Source organism: Rhodococcus sp. 06-462-5, assembly GCF_002258315.1.
In the GTDB taxonomy this organism is placed as follows: Bacteria; Actinomycetota; Actinomycetes; order Mycobacteriales; family Mycobacteriaceae; genus Rhodococcoides.
This window is the reverse complement of sequence record NZ_NOYD01000046.1, coordinates 22,987-46,263: the sequence shown is the minus strand read 5'-3', so window position 1 is coordinate 46,263 and position 23,277 is coordinate 22,987. Positions and strand designations below refer to the sequence as shown.

The 23,277-nt window shown below is 66.4% G+C and carries 24 protein-coding genes; 20 read left to right on the top strand and 4 right to left on the bottom strand.

Annotated features, from left to right (window positions below):
* Positions 1-169: 169 nt before the first annotated feature.
* The gene (locus tag CH251_RS20140) at positions 170-793 is read left to right on the top strand and encodes a superoxide dismutase (RefSeq protein WP_094614729.1); all 624 of its coding nucleotides are present in this window, start codon (positions 170-172) and stop codon (positions 791-793) included.
* 79 nt (positions 794-872) lie between these two features.
* Here the strand turns inward: CH251_RS20140 and CH251_RS20135 are convergent, their stop codons facing one another.
* Both CH251_RS20135 and CH251_RS20130 read right to left on the bottom strand, forming a co-directional pair.
* On the bottom strand, positions 873-1,793 hold the full coding sequence (locus CH251_RS20135) for a sucrase ferredoxin (protein WP_179273488.1): 921 nt from the start codon (positions 1,791-1,793) through the stop codon (positions 873-875).
* 4 nt (positions 1,794-1,797) lie between these two features.
* Positions 1,798-2,745, bottom strand: a complete 948-nt coding sequence (locus CH251_RS20130) for an ABC transporter substrate-binding protein (protein ID WP_094614727.1) — start codon at positions 2,743-2,745, stop codon at positions 1,798-1,800.
* A gap of 156 nt (positions 2,746-2,901) precedes the next feature.
* Here CH251_RS20130 and CH251_RS20125 point away from each other — a divergent pair, with 156 nt between their 5' ends.
* The 8 genes from CH251_RS20125 to CH251_RS20090 all read left to right on the top strand — a co-directional run bounded on the left by CH251_RS20125 (position 2,902) and on the right by CH251_RS20090 (position 10,614).
* Positions 2,902-3,429: a peptidase gene (locus CH251_RS20125; RefSeq protein WP_094614726.1), complete on the top strand. Its 528-nt coding sequence runs from the start codon at positions 2,902-2,904 to the stop codon at positions 3,427-3,429.
* Between the two features lie 208 nt (positions 3,430-3,637).
* Positions 3,638-4,342 (top strand): TMEM165/GDT1 family protein, encoded by a 705-nt coding sequence (locus tag CH251_RS20120; protein WP_094614725.1) that lies wholly within the window; start codon positions 3,638-3,640, stop codon positions 4,340-4,342.
* 33 nt (positions 4,343-4,375) lie between these two features.
* Positions 4,376-5,560, top strand: coding sequence for a sensor histidine kinase (locus tag CH251_RS20115; RefSeq protein ID WP_094614724.1), 1,185 nt, complete (start codon positions 4,376-4,378; stop codon positions 5,558-5,560).
* The gene (locus tag CH251_RS20110) at positions 5,557-6,573 is read left to right on the top strand and encodes a hypothetical protein (RefSeq protein WP_256979199.1); all 1,017 of its coding nucleotides are present in this window, start codon (positions 5,557-5,559) and stop codon (positions 6,571-6,573) included. The genes CH251_RS20115 and CH251_RS20110 overlap by 4 nt, the downstream gene beginning before the upstream one ends.
* Positions 6,574-6,661: 88 nt before the next feature.
* Positions 6,662-7,957, top strand: a complete 1,296-nt coding sequence (locus tag CH251_RS20105) for an ABC transporter substrate-binding protein (protein ID WP_094614722.1) — start codon at positions 6,662-6,664, stop codon at positions 7,955-7,957.
* Complete coding sequence (locus CH251_RS20100) at positions 7,954-8,895, top strand: carbohydrate ABC transporter permease (RefSeq protein WP_094614721.1); 942 nt, start codon at positions 7,954-7,956, stop codon at positions 8,893-8,895. Before CH251_RS20105 ends, CH251_RS20100 begins: the two co-directional genes overlap by 4 nt.
* Positions 8,892-9,731: a carbohydrate ABC transporter permease gene (locus CH251_RS20095; RefSeq protein WP_094614720.1), complete on the top strand. Its 840-nt coding sequence runs from the start codon at positions 8,892-8,894 to the stop codon at positions 9,729-9,731. The genes CH251_RS20100 and CH251_RS20095 overlap by 4 nt, the downstream gene beginning before the upstream one ends.
* 115 nt (positions 9,732-9,846) lie before the next feature.
* Complete coding sequence (locus tag CH251_RS20090) at positions 9,847-10,614, top strand: SDR family NAD(P)-dependent oxidoreductase (protein ID WP_094614719.1); 768 nt, start codon at positions 9,847-9,849, stop codon at positions 10,612-10,614.
* A gap of 40 nt (positions 10,615-10,654) precedes the next feature.
* On the opposite strand, the gene CH251_RS20085 is transcribed toward CH251_RS20090, so the two are convergent.
* Entirely contained in the window at positions 10,655-12,223 is a 1,569-nt protein-coding gene (locus CH251_RS20085; RefSeq protein WP_094614922.1) for a TM0106 family RecB-like putative nuclease, read from the bottom strand.
* Between the two features lie 137 nt (positions 12,224-12,360).
* Between CH251_RS20085 and CH251_RS20080 the strand changes: the two genes are divergently transcribed.
* From CH251_RS20080 to CH251_RS20040, 9 genes are all read left to right on the top strand, one after another.
* Positions 12,361-13,011 carry a DUF6474 family protein gene (locus CH251_RS20080; RefSeq protein WP_094614718.1) on the top strand — a complete coding sequence of 217 codons (651 nt, stop codon included), beginning with the start codon at positions 12,361-12,363 and terminating at the stop codon, positions 13,009-13,011.
* Positions 13,012-13,025: 14 nt separating this feature from the next.
* Entirely contained in the window at positions 13,026-13,547 is a 522-nt protein-coding gene (locus tag CH251_RS20075; RefSeq protein WP_094614717.1) for a hypothetical protein, read from the top strand.
* Between the two features lie 45 nt (positions 13,548-13,592).
* A complete protein-coding gene (locus CH251_RS20070) occupies positions 13,593-14,258 on the top strand; it encodes a YcnI family protein (RefSeq protein ID WP_094614921.1) in 666 nt (221 codons plus the stop codon).
* On the top strand, positions 14,255-14,800 hold the full coding sequence (mprA, locus tag CH251_RS20065) for an MprA protease, GlyGly-CTERM protein-sorting domain-containing form (RefSeq protein ID WP_094614716.1): 546 nt from the start codon (positions 14,255-14,257) through the stop codon (positions 14,798-14,800). The genes CH251_RS20070 and mprA overlap by 4 nt, the downstream gene beginning before the upstream one ends.
* Before the next feature lie 16 nt (positions 14,801-14,816).
* The gene (locus tag CH251_RS20060) at positions 14,817-15,761 is read left to right on the top strand and encodes a copper resistance D family protein (protein WP_256979198.1); all 945 of its coding nucleotides are present in this window, start codon (positions 14,817-14,819) and stop codon (positions 15,759-15,761) included.
* Between the two features lie 48 nt (positions 15,762-15,809).
* On the top strand, positions 15,810-16,994 hold the full coding sequence (locus CH251_RS20055; protein WP_256979197.1) for a DNA cytosine methyltransferase: 1,185 nt from the start codon (positions 15,810-15,812) through the stop codon (positions 16,992-16,994).
* Positions 16,978-17,847 (top strand): GIY-YIG nuclease family protein, encoded by an 870-nt coding sequence (locus tag CH251_RS20050; protein WP_143537863.1) that lies wholly within the window; start codon positions 16,978-16,980, stop codon positions 17,845-17,847. The genes CH251_RS20055 and CH251_RS20050 overlap by 17 nt, the downstream gene beginning before the upstream one ends.
* A 24-nt stretch (positions 17,848-17,871) precedes the next feature.
* Positions 17,872-18,780 carry a LysR family transcriptional regulator gene (locus CH251_RS20045; protein ID WP_094614715.1) on the top strand — a complete coding sequence of 303 codons (909 nt, stop codon included), beginning with the start codon at positions 17,872-17,874 and terminating at the stop codon, positions 18,778-18,780.
* A 68-nt stretch (positions 18,781-18,848) separates the two neighbouring features.
* Complete coding sequence (locus tag CH251_RS20040; protein WP_094614714.1) at positions 18,849-19,952, top strand: TDT family transporter; 1,104 nt, start codon at positions 18,849-18,851, stop codon at positions 19,950-19,952.
* 2 nt (positions 19,953-19,954) lie between these two features.
* On the opposite strand, the gene CH251_RS20035 is transcribed toward CH251_RS20040, so the two are convergent.
* Positions 19,955-20,305 (bottom strand): VOC family protein, encoded by a 351-nt coding sequence (locus CH251_RS20035; RefSeq protein WP_179273489.1) that lies wholly within the window; start codon positions 20,303-20,305, stop codon positions 19,955-19,957.
* A 322-nt stretch (positions 20,306-20,627) separates the two neighbouring features.
* Here CH251_RS20035 and CH251_RS20030 point away from each other — a divergent pair, with 322 nt between their 5' ends.
* Positions 20,628-21,662: an ABC transporter substrate-binding protein gene (locus tag CH251_RS20030; protein WP_094614713.1), complete on the top strand. Its 1,035-nt coding sequence runs from the start codon at positions 20,628-20,630 to the stop codon at positions 21,660-21,662.
* Positions 21,655-23,271 carry an ABC transporter permease gene (locus CH251_RS20025; protein WP_373454973.1) on the top strand — a complete coding sequence of 539 codons (1,617 nt, stop codon included), beginning with the start codon at positions 21,655-21,657 and terminating at the stop codon, positions 23,269-23,271. The genes CH251_RS20030 and CH251_RS20025 overlap by 8 nt, the downstream gene beginning before the upstream one ends.
* Positions 23,272-23,277: the final 6 nt, after the last annotated feature.

Below are 23,277 nucleotides of genomic sequence, written 5' to 3'. Positions count from 1 at the left end.
CAATTCGACTGTCTCGTTCACACGAATTTATTCCGAGAAAAGCATCTCGGTTACAACTGTTGCACTGGGGGTAGGAATGAGATTGGGTTGAACCCTACGAAAGATCCGCAGTAGGACGAACGTGCCCGCATCACACGATGGGTACGGCGTCGTTAGAGAAGGGAACCACGTGTCCGAGTACACCTTGCCCGACCTTGATTTCGATTACTCCGCCCTCGAGCCGCACATCTCGGGCGAGATCAACGAGCTTCACCATTCCAAGCACCACGCCACCTACGTCGCAGGCGCGAACACCGCGGTCGAAAAGCTCGCCGCAGCGCGTGACAACGAAGATCATGCAGCCATTTTTCTGCTGGAGAAGAACCTCGCGTTCCACCTCGGTGGCCACGTCAACCACTCCATCTGGTGGAAGAACCTCTCGCCCAACGGTGGCGACAAGCCCGAGGGTGAGCTCGCTGCCGCAATCGACGACCAGTTCGGTTCGTTCGACAAGTTCCGCGCGCAGTTCACCGCTGCCGCCAACGGCCTGCAGGGCTCCGGCTGGGCAGTGCTGGGCTACGACTCGCTGGGCAAGAAGCTGCTCACCTTCCAGCTCTACGATCAGCAGGCCAACGTGCCGCTCGGTATCATCCCGCTGCTCCAGGTCGACATGTGGGAGCACGCCTTCTACCTGCAGTACAAGAACGTCAAGGCCGACTACGTGAAGGCGTTCTGGAACGTCGTCAACTGGGCCGACGTCCAGGCTCGTTTCGAGGCCGCGACGTCGAAGACCCCGGGTCTGATCTTCCCGTAATCGAGGAGATTGCCGACAGTCGAGCAGTCGTAGACAGGGCCACCGCAACGTATGCGGTGGCCCTGTCTCGTTCGAAGAGTCAGGCCCGGTCGGCTGCTGGGATCGGCCGGATCGAGGCGATTCCGTGGTCGGGCGTCGCGAAGGCCTCGGAGCGGCAGGTCGTTCTGCGCGGGGCCTCGGGGCTCGGAGCGACGTGCACGTGCGTCGAGCCCGTCGGCGTCACGACGACGACGTCCTTCCCGCCGTCCGAGGATGTTGCCGCGGTCGGACGTACATCGTTGATTCCGGTCATGCCGTACTCGGTGCGCACTGCGTGTTCGGCGATCTGACCTGCCGTGTCGTCCGTGCACCGGCCGCGGTAGTTCTGCAGCGACAGCTGGCCGCGATCGTGGCGGTCCACCACTGCCTGAGCATTCGCCGGCGTGAGGTTGCCGTAGTAGCTGCCCTCCGGCAGTGCCACCATTCCGGCTGCGAACCGGTCCCCGCCGAGGTGCGTCGATTCCCATACCCGTCCCCCGGGCCGACTCAGGGCGGCTGCGACCGGCCGGCCGAACACCGCGCAGCACGGATCCTTCTTCCCGTGCGTGCACACCAGGTACAGCGGCTGGTCTACACCTATCCCCAGGCCGGGCGGGGTATCGGCCGCTGCGGCTTCCAGTGGCAGATCGAGTACCTGTTCGACGGTATCGATCGTGTATTGCTCCAGCCATGGGCCGCGGCGACCCGAGTGAACGAGAAACACTCGTCGCGTATCGGTGGTTTCACGCCTGCCGTGAGTTTCTCGCACCAGTTGGGGACGCACGCCGACGGCTTTGCAGCGCCGCGAAAGTTCGACGCCGATTCGACCCAACGGCCCGTCCGAGCCCCACGGTTCGCGGCCCCAGGGGCCTCGATGTTCGATCAGCACCCAGCCGTCGGCCCGTGCTGCCGTGCCGCGAAGTGACTCGTCTCGCTCCCGGGCAACCGCAGCGCAGCCGCCCCACTGTTCGGGTGCAGGCACGCGTCTACCCACCGAGTTCGGACGCGGTCTCCACCAACGCCTGCGCGGTGAGTACGTTGCCGAAGAGGTAGTCCTTGGACGGCAGTTCGGTCACCCGAGCACCGAGTCCGGTGAAGAGCGGGTTCTGCCGCAGTTGCGCCACCGCATCCTCGGTACCCGCGTCGGACAGCAGAACGATGTCGTCGGCGTCGAGTACGTCGATCAGCTCCGGACTGACGTCGACCGTCTGCACCTCGTCCGATCCGCGGTCCTGCTGCGCGGGAGCGCGATAGCCCAGGTCGGCGAGCACCGAGTAGGGGAACGAGCCGTCCTGTGTCATGTACCGCAGCGAGTCGGCTCGCACCCTGGCGACGGTCAAGGTGCTGCCCTCGCCCGGTGCCCGACCCTGCGATTCGTCCACGGTGCGCCGATAGTCCGCCAGCAGGTTCTCGGCCTCGGCGCGCTGGTCGAACACATCGGCCACCTGCTCGAGGGTGCTCTGCCACGAGGCAGGTGTGTAGTCCACGACGACGGTAGGTGCAATGGGGGCGACGCGGTCGAACAACTCGCGATTGTCCTCACCCGTCGTTCGCATCACGATCAGGTCCGGTTCGGCCGCCGTCAGCGCCTCGATGTCGATGTCGGAGTCGGCGGATCCGATGTCCACCGGTTCGGCGGCGAGCCGGGCACGGACGACGGGTGCGTAGTCTCCGGTCAGTGGCGGCTTCACTGCCGCGACCGGCTGCACCCCGAGAGCCACGACCGCTTCCATCGTGCGATCTCCGTCGAGAACAGCGACACGCTGCGGATTCACCGGAATGCTCGTTTCACCGAACGCATGCTGCACGGTGCGGACATCACCCGAGTTCTCGTCCGTGCTCGACGCGTCCGCGCTGCACGCAGTGACCGCGGCGGCGACGACGAATGCCACGACCGCGACGCCGAGCCGTCCACCTCTTCCTCCGAATTTCATCGAAGCAGCGTATCCGGCGGCGATCCACGACGGGGCCGCTACGTTTCGGCTGGCACTCTCCCCATCTTGTGTGCCAGCCGATTTCACGTCATTCTCTTCCTACCCAACGTCGTGTACCCGGCTTCGAGCCCTGTACCTGTCTGGGAGGAATGCGCAATGGACGATCGAGATCTCATCGGTGTCTCGCCCTTTCACGCCGCCGGTCTGCTACGCGGATTCGTGATCTCCGGCCGCTGGCCGGACACCACCAAGGAATGGGCACAATTTCTGGCCCTCGCCGTGCGGGTGGCCTCGATGCCGGGCCTGTTGGCGACGTCGACGGTGTTCGGGGTGCGTGAGGAATTGCCCGACGATCCCTCGCCGGGGACGGTCGGCTTGGTCGTCGCCGAGGGTCCGGTGATCGGAGATTTCGCGTTGGCTCCCGGACGGTTCGCCGCGCACCAACCCGCTGCATTGCTGATGCTGCATCCGCCGTCGGAGACGACACCGACACTCCCCGAGTGTGCTGGCGCGGCGTCCGGCTGCGTTCTGCTCCCCGGCCTTCCGCACCTCGGGCTCGACCATCGGGCGGCCTGGGTGGAGGCGGAGTCCGACGGCACCGTGACCTCGATGGTCAGCCGGGTGGGGCTCGATCCCATCAGCGATCCCGACACCGCAGTTTTGGCAATGCTCCTCGCCTCCTGACCGCTCCCCGCACACGAATCTTCGGGAACCCAAACTTATTGGCGCATTGGACATTTCGCGAACATCGCCTTAAAGTCGTCTGCAGCGAAGGGGAGTAGCCCCCAATCAACGTGTCGACATACTGGTTGCTGGAGAGCGACCCGGCACCTGAACCGGCCAGTTCCGGTGGGCGAGACCTTCGGTCCGTTCGACGACCGAGGAGTCTTCTGTGCTGTCCGCATTACTGTTGAGTTTCGCTGTCATTTTCGTCGCCGAGCTGGGTGACAAGTCCCAGCTCATGGCCATGACGTTCGCCCTGCGATACAAGTGGTACGTCGTCATCGGCGGCATCACCGTCGCCACCACCGTCGTGCACCTGGTCTCGGTCGCGGTCGGCCACTTCCTCGGGGTGTCGATTCCCACCGAGCTGATCTCCATCGTCGGCGGCATCGCGTTCGTCATCTTCGGACTCTGGACCCTGCGCGGCGACTCCCTGTCCGACGACGAGGGTGCGAAAGCCTCGCGGGTCACCAAATCTGCGTTCCTCGCGATCGCCTCGGCGTTCTTCCTCGCCGAGCTGGGCGACAAGACGATGCTGGCCACCGTCACTCTCGCCGCCGACAACGACTGGGTCGGTGTGTGGATCGGCTCGACGGTCGGCATGGTCGCCGCCGATGCACTGGCCATCGTGGTCGGCGCGGTACTCGGAAAGCACCTGCCGGAACGCATCATTCAGTACGGCGCGGCCATCCTGTTCTTCGTCTTCGGTGCCGTCCTGTTCTTCGAGGGCCTGATGCCCGGCACCGCGGCCCCGTACATCGCTGCCGCGGCGGTTGTCGTGATCTCCGCCGTCGTCGTCGCCGTGTTCGTCCGACGCTCCCGCACCAGGGCAGCACAGGAATCGGCGAAGCAGACCACCACCGAACGCGCCTGACCTTGGATTACACTCCTCTCCCGGGAGGGGTGTATGAACAACGATCAGCAGGTGAGCACGACCGACGCTGCGCACCACTCGACCGACCGGCTGATCAGAATCATCGGCCGATTCGTCGGTGTCGGCTATGGGGCGTACCTGCTGCTGTTGATCCCCGATATCGCACGCACCGGTGACGTCGTTCCCGGATGGTGGACTCCGACGGCGGTGGCCGTCGTGTTCGGCACCGGTTTCGCGTTCGCGGCCTCCACCTTTCACCCCAGCATCGGAGTCATCCGCACGGCCGGTTCCATCGCCGCGCTGGCCTTCCCGTTCATGGCCGCGCTGTGGTGGACTGCTTGGGACGGCGTGACGTTCGATCAGGGGGGAACGTTTCTCGCGGCATTTCCCGGCCTGGCGGCACTTGCTGCTGCCACGGTGTGGCACCCCGTTCCGGCGTTCGCACATATGACCACGTCGGTCGTGATCGTACAGTTGACCAATCAGGCTGTGCGAGAACCGTTCCCCCGCAGCAATGTGGTCGCGGACATATTCTTCGCAATGATGTTCTGCACGGTGTTCGTGGCCGCCACACTCGCCGCGGTTCGCACCGGACGCACTCTCGACGCCACCATCCTCTCGGCTCAGAACGACGCCGCCAGGGCCGCCGCGGCCACCGCGCGCGAGGTCGAGCGTGAACGGTTCGATGCGCTGATCCACGACGAGGTCATGTCGTCACTGCTCGCCGTGACTCGCCACGGGCGCACGTCCAGCCTGGCTCGTCAGGCCCGCTCGGCTCTGATGCATCTCGATGACCTGACCACCGGTGCCGTCTTCGAGACGTTCTCGGCCGACGAGGCTTTGGCCCAGCTTCGTTCTGCCGCAACCACAGTCGACGAGTCGATCGAATTCACCGTGGACGACGACGCGCGGGAGCGGGCGGAGCAATACCCAGCAGAGACAGTACGAGCCATCGCTGCCGCACTGGCAGAAGCGCTGCGCAACAGTCTGATTCACGCACAGGCATCGAAAAGGTCGGTCACCGCCCGGCTGGCTCCGTCGACGGTGCAGGTCACCGTGCAGGACGACGGCGTCGGCTTCGATCGACGTTCGGTGCCGCCCCACCGACTCGGCGTCGCCGTCAGCATCGAAGGCCGGATGCGTCAGCTCGACGGCGGATCGGCCGAAATCGAATCGTCGGCCGCAGGCACCACCGTGCGATTGGGCTGGAAGCTGTGAACGGCGAGGACGTTCGCGATCTGCTGTCGATGAAGTCGGCGGCAGCATATGGGGTTGCCGGGTTCTTCATCCTCGCGTGCCTGGTGTGTGCATCCACGACCCTGACCGGGGTGTCCGCAGTGTGGCCCGAATACGCAGCGGTGTTGGTGCTCTCGGCCGCGGTCATCCTGTTGCTCAGAGCGCCGGGTGACCCACCGAGCATGCGGTCGACCGCACTGATGACCGTATCGGGCCCGGTGGCAGCCGCGCTGGTCTTCGCAGTGGTGCCGGTACCACTTGCCGGGAGCCTGCAGACGTGGCCTCTGGGCATGCCACTGGTGATCTACACCTTCATGTGTGTCCGCGGTCGCACCCTGGCCGCGTGGCTCGGGCTGGCACTGACCATGTCCGTGGCCATCGGGTGGGCAGAGGTGACGGGTCAGGGATTTCTCTACGGACTTTCGTTCAGCGCCATCAACATCGCGCCGCTGTTGATGTCGACGTTCTTCGCGTTCACCATCCGTCCGCTGGCCGCAGCAATTTTCGAGTTGCGCAGGCAGTCGACGGTGCGCATCGCGTCCCAGGCTGCCGCGGCGGCAGTGCTCGAGGAACGCGACGCTCGGCTGGCAAGTCTCGACGCGTTGGCCCGTCCGTTGCTGCAGCGCATCGCCGACGGTCCCGATCCCACCGACGAAGAGGTCCTCGCGTGTCGGCTGCTCGAAGCCGAACTTCGCGACACCCTACGCGCCCGCGGTCTGGTTCGGCCCGACCTCGCTCGCGCCGCCAGGTCCGCGCGGGCCCGCGGGGTGGAGGTGATGCTGCTCGACGACCGATCTCCGAACGCACTCGACGACGACGCCCGAGAACGCATCGTGGCCGCCGCGTCGAACGCACTCGATGCCGCCGAAGCAGGCGCGGTGACGGTCCGGCTCCTGCCTCCTGGCCGCCCCGCGGCGGCGACGATTCTGCTCGACGACCTGGGCGACGGTACGCACCGAGTCGAGTACGACGACACCGGACGCAACCGAAGCTGACGGCCGGGTTTGGGCGCAGACCGTCGTGGTTACCCTGCGGCGGACCAGTTGGTCTGTCGCACCGGCAGCCGATGAACGGAGCCCCGCAATGCCTCTCGATCGTCGATCCTTCCTGATCGGATCCGGTGCCGCAGCAGTGCCGCTGCTGCTGGCGGGGTGCGGCTTCGTCAAGTCCGGCCCGTCGCAACAGGCCGAGGGCACGCTGACGTTCACCACCTGGGGAACCGACGCCGAGTTGGCCGGCTTCCGAGCCTCGATCAGCGCGTTCGAGGGGGCCAATCCCGGGTCGACGATCACCCTCAACGCGGTGCCGTACGAGCAGATGTTCACCAACATCGACGCCCAGCTCCAGGCGGGCAATCCACCCGACATCTTCCGCGTGCCGTACTACACGTTCGGCGCGTATGCCGGCCGTGGCCAACTGCTGGATCTGTCGCCGCTGTTGGCGTCCGACACGCGTGATCAGTTCACGCCGACGGCGTGGGCTGCGGTGCAGAACGGTGGAATTCCCTACGGTCTGCCGCACCACACCGACACGTCGGCGATTCTGGTGAACCGAAACCTGTTGTCGCAGGCCGGTATCGACTCGGTCCCGACATCTCTGGACGACGCCTGGACGTGGGACGAGTTGTCGTCGATCGGCGATCGACTGCGTTCCTCGCTGCCGGCGGACAAGTACCCGTGGGCATACAACTGGCAGGGCAACGGTGTCACCCGCTGGCTCAGCCTGCTGTTCCAGGCCGGCGGATCCTTCCTGGCCGAGGACCAGAAGACGCCACTGATCGACTCCGACGAGGCTCGACGGGCCGTCGAATTCTCGTCGTCCTTCTTCTCGAAGGGCTACGTGCCGGCCAACAACACCATCGCGTCGTCGAGTTACGCCAGCGAGGCCTGGTTCTCGCAGTCGGTGGCCATGGTGTGGTCAGGTGCGTTCCAATTGCCCGACGCCGATGCCACGGCCAGTTTCGATTGGACGGCCACCTATGCGCCGCGAGATCGCCGGGGCGGCGGCGACTTCGGCGGCAACGCACTGGTGGCGACGTCGCAGACCTCTCAGCCGGAGCTGGCGGCATCGTTCCTCGAGTTCGTCACCCAGCAGGAGCAGATGCGCAACTTCTGCAGAGCCGCCTCGCTGCTGCCGACGCGCACCGACCTGCTCAACTCCGACCTCGAGTTCGAGGTTCGATCGGAACTGGCTCCGATCTTCGCCGCGCAGGCGACCACGGTGCAGCCGCAGGATGCCGCTCAGGTGGCATCCCCGTCGATGTCGGCGATCATCCCGGTTCTGAAGGAGCAGCTCGATCTCGCCTTCGCGGGGTCGCAGGATGCCGCCGCCACCGTCTCCGCGCTGCAGAGCGGCATCGCCGGGGTCACCGGGGCATGACGGCCACACCGATCACCGAGGCCGGGCACGAAACCAAGGCCGGGCTCAAAACCAAGACAAAGCGCGCCGGGGCCAGGAAAGAAGCGTTCGCGGCCGCCGGGTTTCTCGCCCCCAGCTATGCCTTGTTGGCCGTGTTCGTGCTCGTTCCCCTCGTCGCCGCGTTCGTCGTCAGCCTGCAGCAGACGGACGGATTCGGTGCAGGCGAGTTCGTCGGGGCGGCCAATTACGCACGCCTGGTGGAGGATCCGCTGTTCTGGCGGGCGCTGATCAATACACTGCTGTTCACCGCGCTGGTCACTCCGCTGTCGATGCTGTTCGGTCTGATCGCGGCGGTACTGCTCAATTCCGCGCTGCCCGCCCGGCCGCTGTGGCGTTCGCTGGTGATCCTGCCGATGGCCGTCTCCGGCGTGGCGACCGGCCTGATCGGCATTCTGGTGTTCGACCAGAACTCGGGTGTGCTCAACAACTTGATCGGATTCCTCGGTCTGCCCGCCATCGACTGGCAGTCCTCTCCGGGGCCGGCTTTCGCGTCGATCGTCATCGCCACCGTGTGGTGGCGCACCGGGCTGAACATGCTGATCTACCTGGCCGGCCTTCAAGGTCTGGGGCCGGATCTGTACGAGGCGGCCCGGTTGGACGGTGCCAACGCATTTCAACGCTTCCGCAACGTGACGGTGCCGCTGCTGGGTCCGACGTCGTTCTTCCTGCTGGTGCTCAACGTCATCTACTCGTTCCAGGTGTTCGATCTGGTCTTCGTTCTCACCGGCGGCGGACCGGGCGGGGCGACATCGGTTTTGGTCACCTACGCCTACGAGACCGGTTTCGTCACCCGCGATCAGGGCTACGCCGCGTCGATCGGCATGGTGCTGTTCCTGTTCGCCCTCGTCTTCGCCGCCGCGCAGTGGCGCGCGAGCCGAACGAAGGATCTGGTCGAATGAGCGGGCCGAGGAACGCGTCCGCTCGCCGGGCACTGGTGCTGCGCACGGTGGTCATCGCCGTCATCGGGCTGATCACCGTCGCGCCGCTGTATTGGATGCTGGCCGTGGCGTTCTCGACTCGAGGCGAGTTGTTGGGCGGCGGCGAGTTGCGGTTGTGGCCGCGTCAGGTGACGTGGGAGAACGTCACCCGCGTGTTCGACTCGTTCCCGGTCGCGACATGGCTGGGCAACTCTATCGCCATCGCCGTCGTGGTCACGATCATCACCGTGACGACGAGCCTTTTGGCCGGGTATGCGTTCGCGCACTTGAGTTTTCGGTTCTCGACGCCGCTGTTCTTCATCGCGCTGGCCACGTTGGTGCTGCCCGTGCAGGTGATCATGGTGGCACTGTTCCGCATCGTCGTCGGTCTCGGCCTGTACGGCACGTACTGGGCGGTGATCCTGCCGAGTTCGGCGTCGGCGTTCGGGCTGTTCCTCGCACGTCAGTTCATGCTCGGCATTCCACGTGAGCTGCTCGAGGCGGCGCGCCTCGACGGTGCCGGGCACTGGCAGATCTTCCGACGCGTCGTACTGCCCCTGTCGGGACCGCTGATCGCCGTCCTCGCCTTCATGAGCCTGCTGCAATCGTGGAACGATTTCGCGTGGCCACTGATCGCACTCCGAGAGAACGAGCTGTTCACACTGCCCATCGGTCTGCTGTACCTGCAGGGCCAGGCGAACAGCGACTACGGTGCCACGATGGCGTTCGCGCTGATCAACGTCGTGCCGATGGCACTGCTGTTCCTGTTCTTCCAGAAGTACTTCATCGCCGGATTCGCGCGCAGCGGGATCAAGTAGGCCCATCCAGGGTGCCTGAGGGTGGGTGAGGTGTCCCGCCGGTTATGGTGCAAGCGACTACGAGGTCGCTGCCTGTGCCGCGGCCCGCCACCGTGAACGAAGGGGATCGTACGACGTGGAGATTTCAGGAACAGCAGCACTTGTCACCGGTGGAGCGTCGGGCCTCGGTGCCGCAACGGCCGCACGTCTGGCCGCCGCAGGCGTCACCGTGTTCGGGCTCGATCTGCCGCAGTCCATCGAGCGCGCCGGAGACAGCGTCCCGGCCGGGGTGACACTGCTGCCCGCAGACGTCACCAGCGAGGCCGAGGTCGAGGCCGCACTGGACACCATCGTCGAATCCGGTGTGCCGCTGCGCATCGTCGTCAACTGTGCAGGCGTGGGCTGGGCCGGGCGCATCCTGTCCAAGAAGGGACCGCACGATCTCGAGCTGTTCCGCACCGTCATCACCATCAACCTGCTCGGCACGTTCAACGTGATGCGACTGGCCGCGAACCGGATGCAGTCGCAGTCGACCGTCGACGATGCAGGCCAGCGCGGCGTCGTCATCAACACCGCGTCCGTCGCGGCGTTCGAGGGCCAGATCGGCCAGATCGCCTACACCGCCTCCAAGGGCGGCGTGCACGCGATGACCATCACCGCAGCTCGCGACCTCGCGCAGGTCGGCATCCGCGTAAACACCATCGCCCCCGGCATCGTCGACACTCCGATGTTGGCCGGCGTCACCGAGGAATACCGTCAGGGCCTCGAGGCGTCGGTGCCGTTCCCCTCGCGTCTGGCGCAGCCCACCGAGTACGCGCAGCTGGTCCAGATGATCGCCGAGCACGATTACCTCAACGGCGAGACCATCCGCATGGACGGCGCGATCCGTATGGCACCGCGGTAACCACCGACCACTCCGCGTGGCCCCGCCGATCGGTGCGGGGTCACGCGCGAGCGCGCAGGTCCGCCACCGTCGGGATCTCCTTCTCCGCACGGTCGGACATCCACTCGCGCAGCACTTTCGTCGCCAGAACATCGTCCTCGTTGTAGACGAGCAGTCGCTCGCGTTGCGTGTGGTCGGGCTCCGCGTCGTATCCGACGGCTTCCCGATACCAGCCCATGGACGCCTCGCCGCCGGCTTCGTCGTCACGCCACGCGAATCCTGCCACCGGCGCAATCTTCTTCAGGCCCTTGCCGTTCGGGCAGATGAACTGATCACTGACGGCCTGATAGATGTCGACCCACTGCTCACTGTCGATGAACTCGTGGATCTGCGCCTCGGTCGGCACCCCGGGAACGTCCGCGAAACGGCGGGCCGAGTCGAGCAACCACTTGTCCTCGGCCTGACGCGAATAGCAGTACGCGGCAAAGGTTTTTCCACGAGCAGCAGCGTCGGCCCTGGTGTCCATCAGCCACGTCCAGAACACCGCGAACGAGCGGCCCTCGTCGACGGTCGGCAGCGGGTCCCAGGTGACGAAGCCGCGATACGTCGGCGGCGGGCCGCCTGCCTCGGTGAGCAGCGTGCCCCACAGGTATGCGCCGTGTTCCTGGTAGCTCTCCATGTCCACGTCGACCTCGACGTCGGCGCGGTGGACCGTCACGGTCTCCGAGCGCCGCAGCAACGGCACGTCGGCTCGCCAGGCCAGTGCTGCGGACACGGCGTCGTCGAAGTTCCCGAAGGGCCATTCCTCCGGTGCCGGGCCGGTCCACTGCGCCAGCTCGTCGATGGTGCGCACGCCTGCGCTGCGCAGCACATCGGCGCGAGAGCCCGACGCGACCAACGAGACGTCGCGAACGGCCTCGAGTTGAGGCTTGCAGTCGAACCACCACGAACACGAACGACATTCACTGACCTGAGAGGGAACGGTGAACGCGGCGCCCTGGGCAACCGAGAGCCGGTCTGCGAAGCGGGTGTCGTATTCATCGAGGACCGTGGTGAGATCGTGCACCAGCATGCATTCGCCCTTGTAGCCCACTGCGCCGCCGACGGGTGTTGCCGTGTTCAGGCCCTCGTGCGCCAGCATGCGATACAGGTGAGCGAGCCGGAGCTGGTCGCGTAGCTGACTGCGCACCTTGCGGGTCTCGTCGATCGCCGGAGACCAGTGGTCGAGCGGGGTCGTGCGCGCGCCGCGGCCGGGGTCGGTGACCTTGTGGTTGACCACGATCACCGGGATGTATCCGCCGGACGCGTCGCGGACGAGCAGTTCGCTGCGACCGCGGCGGCCGGTGTCGCGTTCGAGGGGCAGTACCGCGTTCCAGATGCGTTCCACTCCGGCCCGACAGGCGGCAACGGTGGCGTCGGCTGCGTCGCGGGCAGTGGGTTCGTCGATCTCGGTCCACAGCATCGAATCGTCCACGGCCAGCTGCGCGCGGACGTTCTCGCGGTGAGCCTGAGCGGCTTCCCTGCGCTGGCGTACCCCAGGGTTCTCGGGTTCACCGCGCAGCAACGATCCGTACGCGGTGTCGAGATAGAGCCGATGCCTGCACCGCGTCAACGATCCGGCGTCGAGCAACACGGGCGCTGCTTCTCGTTGACCGTTCACACTGCTAGACACTAGGTCAGCCCTCCGACAGCCCGCGACCATCGACTGCCTTAGGGTGGGGGTAACGCATCATTTCCGCCTAGCAGCACACGTCAGGAGCCTTGTCGATGGGTTTGTTCCGCAAGCGTAAGGGTCGAGCCACTCGCAAGGCAGAGGCCAAAGCGCTCAAGCACAAGGCAACACTCGAAGCGAAGCTGGGCGCGAAGAACGAGCGCAAGCAGTTGAAGTCGATCGCCAAGGCGCAGCGCAAGCTCAGCGCGGTGGAGGCGAAGTCGCAGAAGAACGTCGAGAAGGCCCAGGTCTCTGCTCTCAAGGCCCAGCAGAAGGCTGCGGTGCAGGGAACGCTGAGTGTGGCTCAGATCCGCAAGTACCTCGGCATCGCACGGCTGCTGATTCCGGTGTTGGCTCCCATCCTCTACCGCGGTGCGACCGTCGTACGCGCGCAGCTCGACAGCCGCAAGGCGCAGCAGCTCGGTGTCGCTCCCGATCAGCTCAGCGAGTACACCGGCCACGGCGGCAAGCTCAGCGCCCGCATCGCCGGTGCCGAGAAGTCGCTCAACACCATCGGTGCGCGCCACTCCGATCCCGAGACCAAGAGCTTCGGTGCCGCGATCAGCGAGCGTCTGGACGACCTGACCACCGCTGTCCGCGCGTCCGAGCAGATGCCGCCCGCTCGCCGCAAGACCGCACACGCCGCGATCTCCGCAGAGCTCGACGGCATCGAGGCCGATCTGCTCGCCCGTCTCGGCGTGCGCTGACTCCTGAACTACCGATGACCGACAGCTCTGCCGCCCCGCTTCGCGGCGGAGCTGTCGGTATCGTCACCGCGGCGCTCGCGGTGGCCGCACACGGCATGGCCGGCGGCGATTGGCCCGACGGTTCCGCCCTGGCCCTGCTGATCGTCGTCGGTATCGGTATCGGTGCCATGACGGCCCTGCCCAGGCGTTCGACCGTTCTGCTGCTCCCGGCTCTGCTCACCGGCCAACTCGTCGCCCACATCGCGCTGAGCCTCGGTAGCGCAGCTCAGATGCACGCACACTCCCTGCTTCCCAGCACAGCCATGATCGTCTTCCACGCGGCCGCCTCGGTCGTCGCCGGATTCACGATCGCCGCGGCCGAGCGCCTCTACGGCCCGATCACCTCCATCGTCCGAGCGGTTCTCGCCCTCCTCACTCCCCTGCCCGACGGTTCCGCCGTCGGTCGCGTCTCCATGTCCGTTGCGGTTCCGTCGGTGGACGGCACTGCCCTGGACTGGGTCATCTCTCGTCGCGGGCCCCCGGTGTCGATCTACTGACCGACATCCCTTTCCGCACATCTCTGCACAGAAATGACCCAACCCATGAAGAGCTCTCTTTCCCGTGCCCTGTTCGTCTCAGGAGCCACCGTCGGCGCGTTGCTGATCGGCGCAGGCGCCGCGTCCGCGCACGTCGTCGTCTCCGCTCCCGACGCCGCACAGGGCGGCTATTCGGTGCTGACGTTCCGCGTTCCCACCGAGTCCGACACCGCCTCGACCAGCTCGGTCAAGGTGACCCTGCCCGGCCTCAATTCGGCTCGTACGCAGCCCATCCCGGGCTGGACGTCCACCGTCGAGAAGGACTCGGCCGATCTGGCGGTGTCGGTGACGTGGACGGCGAACCCCGGTTCCGAGGTCGGCCCGGGCCAGTTCCAGCAGTTCCTGCTCTCCGCGGGCCCGCTGCCCGAGCAGGAGAGCGTCTCGTTCCCGGCCACCCAGACCTACACCGACGGTGAGGTCGTGAACTGGGACGAGCCGATGACCGAGGACGGTAGCGAGCCCGAATTGCCCGCTCCCACTCTGACTCTCGCCGCGGCCGGCGGTGATGCGCACGGCAGCGCCCACACCGAGACCACCGCAACAGCGGAGGCGTCGTCGGAGGCGTCGTCCTCCGACAACACCGCCCGCTGGCTCGCCGGCGTCGGACTCGTACTGGGGGCCGTCGGTGCAGGTCTGGGCATCGGCGCGACCATCCGGGCGCGGCGCTCGTGAGATCGCTCGTCGTGTCCACGAAGGCACTGCTCGTCTCGGCCGCAGCACTGCTGGTGCTGTTGATCGCCGCACCGATCGCCTCGGCGCATTCGCAGGTCACCGGGTACAGCCCGGCCGACGGCTCCTCCCTGGACTCGTCTCCGGCGACGGCGTCGGTGTCGTTCAACGAGGTGCCGCAGTCGCAGTTCGCCACGCTCAACGTCGTCGGGCCCGACGGCAACATCTGGTCGAAGGGCGACGCACGCATCGAGGGCCAGAGCGTCGTCGTCGACGTCGGTGAACTGGGACCGATCGGCGAGTACACCCTCGCGTATCGCATCACCTCGGCCGACGGCCATCCCGTGAGCGGTACCGCGACATTCACGCTGACGCAGGAGGGTTCCGGCACTCCCGGGGCACCGGCCGACGCGTCGGGCACCTCGGAGGAGTCCGATGGCGGATTCCTCGGCGGCTACGGACACATCGTGTTGATCGTGATCGCGGTTCTGGCCTTCGCGGGCGCGTTGGGGTTCGCCCTGCGTAAGCCGAAGACCCAGAAGTAGTACCGACGTGGCTGCGGTGGGCGAGAGAAGCGTTCGGTTGGTGCTCGCCGCCGCAGCTGCGGCGTTGCTGGGGGTCGCGGCGGCGTTCGCGCTGGCGTACCCCACCTTTCCCGGTGGGTCGTCGTGGCTACGGGTGATCGCGGTGGCGTCGGGTTCGGTGGTGTTGGGGTTCGGAGTTCTCGCTGTCCTGGACGCCAATTCCGAGTCCCGACGCCCCGCGGTCGACCCGCTGGTGATGTGGCGCGCGATCGGCTATCTGGCAGGACTGTGGGCGGTGGCCGAGTTCGTTCTGCTGGCCGCCGCGGCGTCGGATTCGGCCGGGCGTACGCCACTGACGTTGTCGCCGAGCGCTTTCACCACGTTCGCCACCTCGATCTCCGTGGGCCGTCTGGGTTCGGCGACGGTGATCCTGGCGCTCGCTCTGTGCGCCATCGGGGTGGCCGGGTATCGGTCGGGGGCGAGCTGGTCTCCCACTCCGGTGATCGTGCTGGCGTCCCTTGCGCTGGTCGCTCGGCCGATAACCGGACACATGTCGCAGTTCGCGTTCGGATCCTTCGCCGTTGCGGTGCATGTGCTGTGCGCGTCGGTGTGGCTCGGTGTACTGGGTGCGATGGCGCTGAGTCTGCGGAGCAAATCGGCGTGGGCGACGGTATTGCCGGTCTATTCGCGAGTCGCGTTCTGGTGCGTCGTCGGGGTGGCCACCACCGGGGTGTTGGACGCGGTCCTGAAGCTCGACAGCCTCACGGCGGTGGTCGAGACCGGTTACGGCCGAATCGTTCTCGCCAAGGTTCTCGCCACGGTGATCCTGGTCGCGTTGGCTCACCGGATCCGTGGGACGTGGTTGCCGACCGTCGCCGCACACCGATCGACGGTGGAGCACTCGGTGGGGCGAGCGGCCGCGCACGTCTGCCTACTGGCGGTGGCATTCGGCTTGGCTGCGGCGCTGGCGACCACTGCGTGAGCCGGCAGTAGGCACAACCTTGTCGGGGCGCTGTACTAGCCTGAGTCCATGCCGAAGTTGACTGTGGTGCCGGGTGGATCCTCGGCATCTGCGCTCGGCCGGATCCACACCGTCGCGGAGTTCTTCGCCGGTATCGGCTTGGTGCGAATGGGCTTGGAGCAGGCCGGTTTCGAGGTCTCGTGGGCCAACGACATCGAGCGCGACAAGCACCACATGTATCGCCAGCACTTCGGTGACGATGCCGGCCATTTTCAACTCGGTGACGTCGCTCGCACTCGAGGAGACGATCTGCCCGAGGATTTGTCGTTGGCGTGGGCGTCGTTTCCGTGCACCGACTTGTCGTTGGCCGGCGGCCGGGCTGGTCTCGCAGGTAAGAACTCCTCGACGTTCCGGCATTTCACGCGGGTGTTGAGCGAGCTCGGTGATGCCCGACCCGAGGTGGTTGCGCTCGAGAACGTCGTCGGGCTGGCCACCAGTCACGGCGGCGACGATCTGGCCGCAGCGGTCCGGGAACTCAACGAGCTCGGCTATTCGGTGGATGTACTCACCATCGATGCTCGACGCTTCGTTCCGCAGTCACGTCCACGCCTTTTCCTGATCGGTGCGCAGAATCCCCCGGAGGATGCCCGCGATCCCAACAGTGAGCTGCGGCCGGATTGGTTGCAGGCGGTGTACGGCGATTCGACGTTGCTGACCCACCGGGCTCCGTTGCCGAGTCCGCCGATTCCGTTGACCAGTGGCCTCGGTGATGTGGTCGAGCGCATGGACTACCGCGACGAGCGGTGGTGGGACGCAGCCCGTACCGCGGCGTTCGTGCAGTCGTTGTCGCCGATTCAGCTGCAGCGCATCGAGATTCTGAAGAAGGCCCGCAAGGTCAGCTACCGCACCGCCTACCGTCGCACCCGCAACGGCGTCGCCGTCTGGGAGGCTCGGCCCGACGACATCTCCGGCTGCCTTCGTACCGCCCGCGGCGGTTCGTCGAAGCAGGCGGTGGTGAAGATGGGCAACGGCCGGTTGCAGGTGCGCTGGATGACGCCGCTCGAGTACGCACGCCTGATGGGTGCCGGCGAGTACACACTCGACGGCCTCCGAAACAACCAGGCGCTCTTCGGTTTCGGTGATGCAGTGTGCGTTCCCGTGGTCACGTGGCTCGCCGAGCACTACCTGATGCCACTGGTCAACGGGACGATGCATTCATCGACTACAGCTGCGGCGCATGTCAAGTCACGGTAAGTCCTCGCTGCGGTCGTCTGCCGTCGCGCCGCGCAAGAGCACTCTTCCCGCGGACGATGTGCAGTCCTTTCGCACGGCTCTGCGAGAAGTACTGAGCGAGAGGGACGATCAGGGCCGGGTGTGGTCGGCGGCCAAATGGGGCGTGTATGCGTTCTACGACTACGACGGTGAGCCGATCTACGTGGGGCAGACCAAGGAGAAGCTCAGCGTTCGGGTGCAGCGTCATCTGACCAACCAGCGAACCGACGCCGTCGCGATGCGGGTACTCGACGTCTTCGAGGTCGCGGAGATCGAGATCTGGCCGCTGTGGCAGTACGAGGATCTCAAGAAGTCCGACGGCGCAGAACGATTCCGCGCGGCCGAGCGCGATCTGAATGCTCACGAGTACACGGCGTACCTCGAGGCCATCGACAAGTCGCGGCACAAGGCGATCCTCAACGAGAAGATTCCGCCGGTCTCGGAGCCCATCGCACTCCCCGCGTCGCTGCGTCGGTCGCTGATCTCCGAGCAGACCCGCCGCGAGCGCGGGCACCCCGACATACGCATCGCCCGGCGCGCCGAGACAATATCGCGATTGGCTGCGGTCACTCGCGAACGCGGTGAGGTCTCCGAGGGGCTGCGACGCGTACTCGTGGTCCAGGCCGTGCGCCTGGCCTACCTGTCGGCCGAACGGCTCGCCTTCGTCGAGGGACATCCCATCCCCGATCCCGCCGCGATCGACGTCACCGCCCTGGTGGGTTCGGTGCTGCACGAGCGCAGTGAGCCTGACGATCCCGAAGACACGGAAGATGCGATCGAGTCCGCGGACATCACCGAGCCCGACGGCGAGTTGGACCTGTTCAGCGAGTACTGACTCGCCCCGCCGTAGGCTCGCCTCGTGCCACTTCCCCCTCACGTTGCCGATCTCACCAGCATCGATCTGCTGCTGTCGGTGGCCGAGCTCGGCAGCATCGGGCGAGCCGGCAGAGCCCACGGCATGTCGCAACCGGCGGCCAGTGCGCGCATCCGTGCCCTCGAACGCCGCGTCGGAGCGCCATTGCTGACACGGGGCGCCCGCGGAACGGTACTGACCGAACTCGGTGAGCTCGTCGCCAGTTGGGCTGCGCCGGTCGTTCGGTCCGCCGAGGACTTGGCGACGGCCATCGCCACGTTGCACGCCGAACGCATCGGCCATGTGCAGATCGCCGCGAGTCAGACTGTCGCAGAGTATCTTCTGCCGCGCTGGCTGGTCACGCTGCACACACTTGTCCCGCACATCGTTCCGACGCTGAGTTCTGGTAACTCGACGGTGGTTGCCGAGAAGGTTCTCGCGGGCACCGCCGACCTCGGTTTCATCGAAAGCCCCAGTGTCCCTGCAGCTCTGGACCACCGGACCGTTGCCACCGACGAACTGGTGCTGGTGGTGGCACCGGACCACTCGTGGGCCGCCACTGCGCCGTCGGCCACCGAGATCGTCGGCACTGCACTGGTGACGCGGGAGGCCGGGTCGGGGACGCGCTCGGCCTACGAAAGCGCATTGGCGGCAGCGGGTCTCGGGCAACCGGCCTCGCCGCTCCTCGAGGTCTCCTCGACGACGGCGATCAAGTCCGCGGTCGGGGCAGGAATCGGCGGAGCCGTGCTGAGCTCACTGGCCGTCGCTCCCGAGTTGACTGCCGGGACCCTGGTCCGCGTACCGATTCCAGGACTGACACTGCATCGTGAACTGCGGGCGATCTGGCCGTCCGGCCGCGCGCCGAGTGGACCGGCCGCGGAGTTGCTCACCGTGGCGGCGAAGACGCAGCCATAACTCTGGGTTATGACTGAGTGTCGAACCGCTGTCTACCGAGCGGGCACGGCACCCCGCAGGCTGAAGACATGACCATGACAGCTCCTACCCGCGTGGTGCGCCGCCAGCCCTTCGAGCACATCACCCCCAACTGGTTCGCCGCGGTGATGGGGACCGGCATCGTGGCCACCGCGGCCGCCACGTTGCCGGTGCAGTTTCCGGCTCTGCACGTGTTCGCGGTCGCCGTCTGGGTCTGCGCAACTGCGGCGCTCATCGTGATCGGTGCGGCCTTCGCGATGCACTGGATCGGGCACCGCGACCGAGCTGTCACCTATGCCCGGCACCCGGTGATGGTGCAGTTCTACGGGGCTCCGCCGATGGCACTGCTCACCGTCGGCGCGGGCGCAGGCCTCCTCGGAGCGGACCTGCTCGGATCCACCGCGGCCACCACGCTGTTCGCCGGCCTGTGGATCACCGGGACGATCGCCGGTCTGCTCACCAGCGTCGTCGTTCCGTATCGCATGATCACCGCGTCCGATCGTCGCGACGTTTCAGCCCTGCCCGCGTGGCTGATGCCGGTGGTGCCGCCGATGGTCTCGGCCTCGACCGGGGCGTTGCTGCTTCCGCACCTACCCGATGGCCAATGGCGGCTGGCGTTGCTGTGCGCCTGCTACGCGATGTTCGGGCTGTCGCTGATCGTCGGGATGATCACGCTGACTCTGATCTACGGGCGTCTGCTGCACGGCGGTCTGCCGCCCGTCGACGCGGCTCCGACCGTGTGGATCACCCTGGGACTCATCGGTCAGTCGATCACGGCGGCGAACCTGCTCGGCACCGACGCATCGATGGTGTTCACCGGTACACAATCGTCGATCGCCGTCGGACTCCACGTTTTCGGCATCGCCTACGGGTTGATCATGGGCGGATTCGGTGTGCTGATGTTCGCGCTCGCGACGGCTCTCACCGTGCACGCGGCGCGCAGGAACCTGGGGTTCTCGCTGACGTGGTGGTCGTTCGCCTTTCCCGTCGGCACGTGCGTCACCGGGGCGAGTGCCCTGGGACATGCGCTGAATTTCGGTGCGGTGCAGGTTCTGGCCGTTGCCCTGTACCTCCTACTGCTCGCCGCCTGGTTCACCGTGGCCACCCGCACTCTTCGTGGCGTCCGGCGTGGCGACTTGTTGTACCCCGCCTGATCTCACATGTGCGAGAGCACGTTCACCACGTTGCCGTCGGAGTCGCGAAAGAAGAATCGGCGTACGCCCCACTCCTCGTTGGTGATCTCGTAGACGATCTCGAGTTCGGCGTCCATCGCTGCCCGGTACGCCGCGTCCACGTCGTCCACTTCGATCGACGCCGACGGGTTGACCGGTCCGGTGGGATCGGTGGCGATCAGGCTCAGCTGCGCCGCACTGTCACCCGACGGCGCGAGCGTGGCGATCCAACCGTGATTCATCACCACCTCCATGCCGGTGACCTGGACGTACTTGTCCAGCGCCGCATCGAGATCGGTGACCGTGAGCAATGGCATCGCGCGCACAACGTCCATGCCCGGACTGTATCGCCGAAGACGTCCCCGCGGGGACGTCCTCCCCACAGCTCCGGTGGGCACAAGTCCCACTCTCTCTGCGTGTAGTCCATCGGATTGAATGAGCTTCGGCAGCACACGTCCGACTATGTCAAGCGCGCGGAGGCCGACGGCTCGATGCTGGACCCGTGGCAGCGAGGCATCGAAGAGCCGGTCGAGATCCACAGCCCCTGAAGCCATCGCGTCGTTCACCCCGGCGACACGTGCAGTTCCCGCAACACACGCCTGCGCGTCGGTTCGGGTCGGAAGCATGAGCAACTTCCGTGCTCGATGCCTCCAGGAGATGTACCAAGTGAACACTGTTCGTCGCGTTGCCACCGGTGGAATCCTCGGTCTCGCAGCCCTCACCCTTGCGTCCTGCTCCGAGCCTGCGGCTCCCGAGGCCGGTGGAAACGGCGACGGGGCCAGCGGCACCCTCACGGTGTACACCTCGGAGCCGCAAGCCAAGATCGACGCGCTCAACGCCGAGTTCACGGCGGAGAACCCCGGCATCGACGTACAGGTGTTCCGCGCCGGCACCGGCGATCTCAACGCGCGCATCGCGTCGGAGCGGCAGACCGGTTCCATCGGTGCCGACGTTCTGCTCGCTGCGGACGCCCCCACGTTCGAGAAGTACAAGGCCGACGATCTCCTTCTGCAGTACACCCCTGCCGACGTCGACGCGCTCGATCCCAACGTCGTCGATCCCGACGGTTACTACGTCGGCACCCGCATCATCCCGACGGTCATCGCGTACAACACCGGCGCCGTCTCGCAGCCCCCGACGTCGTGGAAAGAACTGGCGGATCCCCAGTACAAGGGCCGGATCACGCTGCCCAATCCCGATGTGTCCGGCGCGGCCGCGTTCAACACCGCGGTGTGGCTCGGTCAGGACGACCTCGGCCTTCCGTGGCTCACCGACCTCGTCGCCAACGAGCCCGTGGTCGCCGAGAGCAACGGCCCGGTCGCTCAGGCCGTCGCGGCCGGCACCCAGCCCGTCGGCATCGTCGTCGACTACCTGGTGCGCGAGCTGGCCGAGAAGGGCTCGCCCATCGCTGCGTCGTACCCCACCGACGGTGTCCCGTACATCTCCGAGCCCGCCGGAATCTTCAAGGACTCGGCCAACCAGGAGGCCGCCCAGAGGTACGTGGACTTCCTGGTCAGCAAGCGCGGTCAGGAGATCGCCGTCGAGCAGCAGTACCTGCCGGTCCGGTCCGATGTCGGAACTCCCGAGGGTGCGCCCGCGCTCGACGACATCGAACTGCTCAACCCGGACCTCGACACGATCACCGCCTCGCAGCCCGATGCCGTCGCCACGTTCAACGATCTTCTTGGCTGACCGCGTCACCTGGGTACGCGCCGGCCTGTGGTTGGCCGTACTGGCCCTGATCGGCGCTCCGCTGGCCGCCGTTGTCTCGATCGGACTGGGCGGCAACCACATCCAGGAGCTGCTCGACGGCGGAATCGCGTCGGCTGCGGTCAACAGCATCGTGTCGGCCGGTCTGTCCGCGGCCGCGGCGGTGGCCGTCGCGACCGTCATGGCCCTCGTTCTCGATCGCACCGATCTGCCGGGCCGGTCGGTGCTGCGCCTGATTCTGCTCAGCCCCTTGCTGATTCCGCCGTTCGTCGGCGCGATCGCCTGGACAGGCCTGCTGGGCCCGAGCGGAATGATCAACACGTTCTGGAACGAGACGTTCGGCGGCGGTCCGCTGTGGAACATCTACGGCGGCGACGGGGTGATCTTCTTGCTCACGGTCCACTCGTACCCGCTTGCGTACCTGATCATTTCGGCGGCGCTCCGACGCGTACCGGGCGATCTGGAACAGGCGGCCCGCATTGCCGGAGCATCTCCGTTCCGAGCCATGCGCGACGTGACGCTGCCGCTGCTGCGTCCGGCTCTGCTGGCGTCACTGACGTTGACGGCCGTGTCCAATCTTGCAGACTTCGGCATACCAGCTCTGGTCGGATTGCCCGAGCGCTACGTCACGCTCTCGACCATGGTGTACCGATACATTCAGTCGGGCACCGTCGATCGCCCCCTCGAGGTGGTCTCGACCATCGGCATCGGACTCCTCGCACTCGCCGTGGTCGCAGTAGCGATCGATCGCATTCTCGGCCGCCGATCGATTCAACTGGACGGCGCGGTCACTGCCCCGCAGCTACTTCCGCTGGGTCGCAGTCGAATTCCCGCAGGAATCGTTTTCTGGCTCATCGGGCTGGCTCTGACGGTGTTGCCGATCCTGGCGTTGGCCACGCAGGCGTTGCTGCCGGCTCCCGGCGTACCACTCACCTGGGCCAATCTCACGCTGCAGAGCATCGAGAGCGCGGTCACCGCACCGGGAACGCTGGTCGGCATCCAGAACTCGGTGACCCTGGCCCTCGGGGCCGCTGTGGTGTGCGGATTCCTCGGCCTGGCCATCGGCGTGCTCACCACCCGCACTCGCTCCCGCGACAACGTCGGCCTGGATCTGGCAGCGATGCTGCCGCAGGCGATTCCCGGCCTCGTCATCGCGGTCGGCTGGTTGATCATCGGCCGATACACCGGCCTGTTCGACACGAAGTGGGTCATCCTGTGCGCCTACGTGATGGCGTTTCTCGCGATCGTCGTCCAAGCAGTCCGCGCACCGTTGAGTTCCACTCCGACAGCCCTCGAAGAAGTCGCCAGATCCTCTGGCGCGTCGCATCTTCGATCACTGTGGGACGTGCCGTGGAAGATGGCGATACCGGCTGCGATCACCGGCTCGGTACTCGTCGCCCTCACTGCGGTGCGCGAGCTGACCATGTCGGTGCTCCTCGTCTCGCCCGGCACACAGACCCTCGGCGTGTCCATCTTCAACCTGCAGCAAGCAGGCGACTACAACGCCGCCTCCGCCCTGTCCCTACTCGTCGCGCTCGTGGGATTCGCAGGCCTCGGCCTCGTCGCATCCACTCGAGCCGGACGCCCGTAGCTCCGA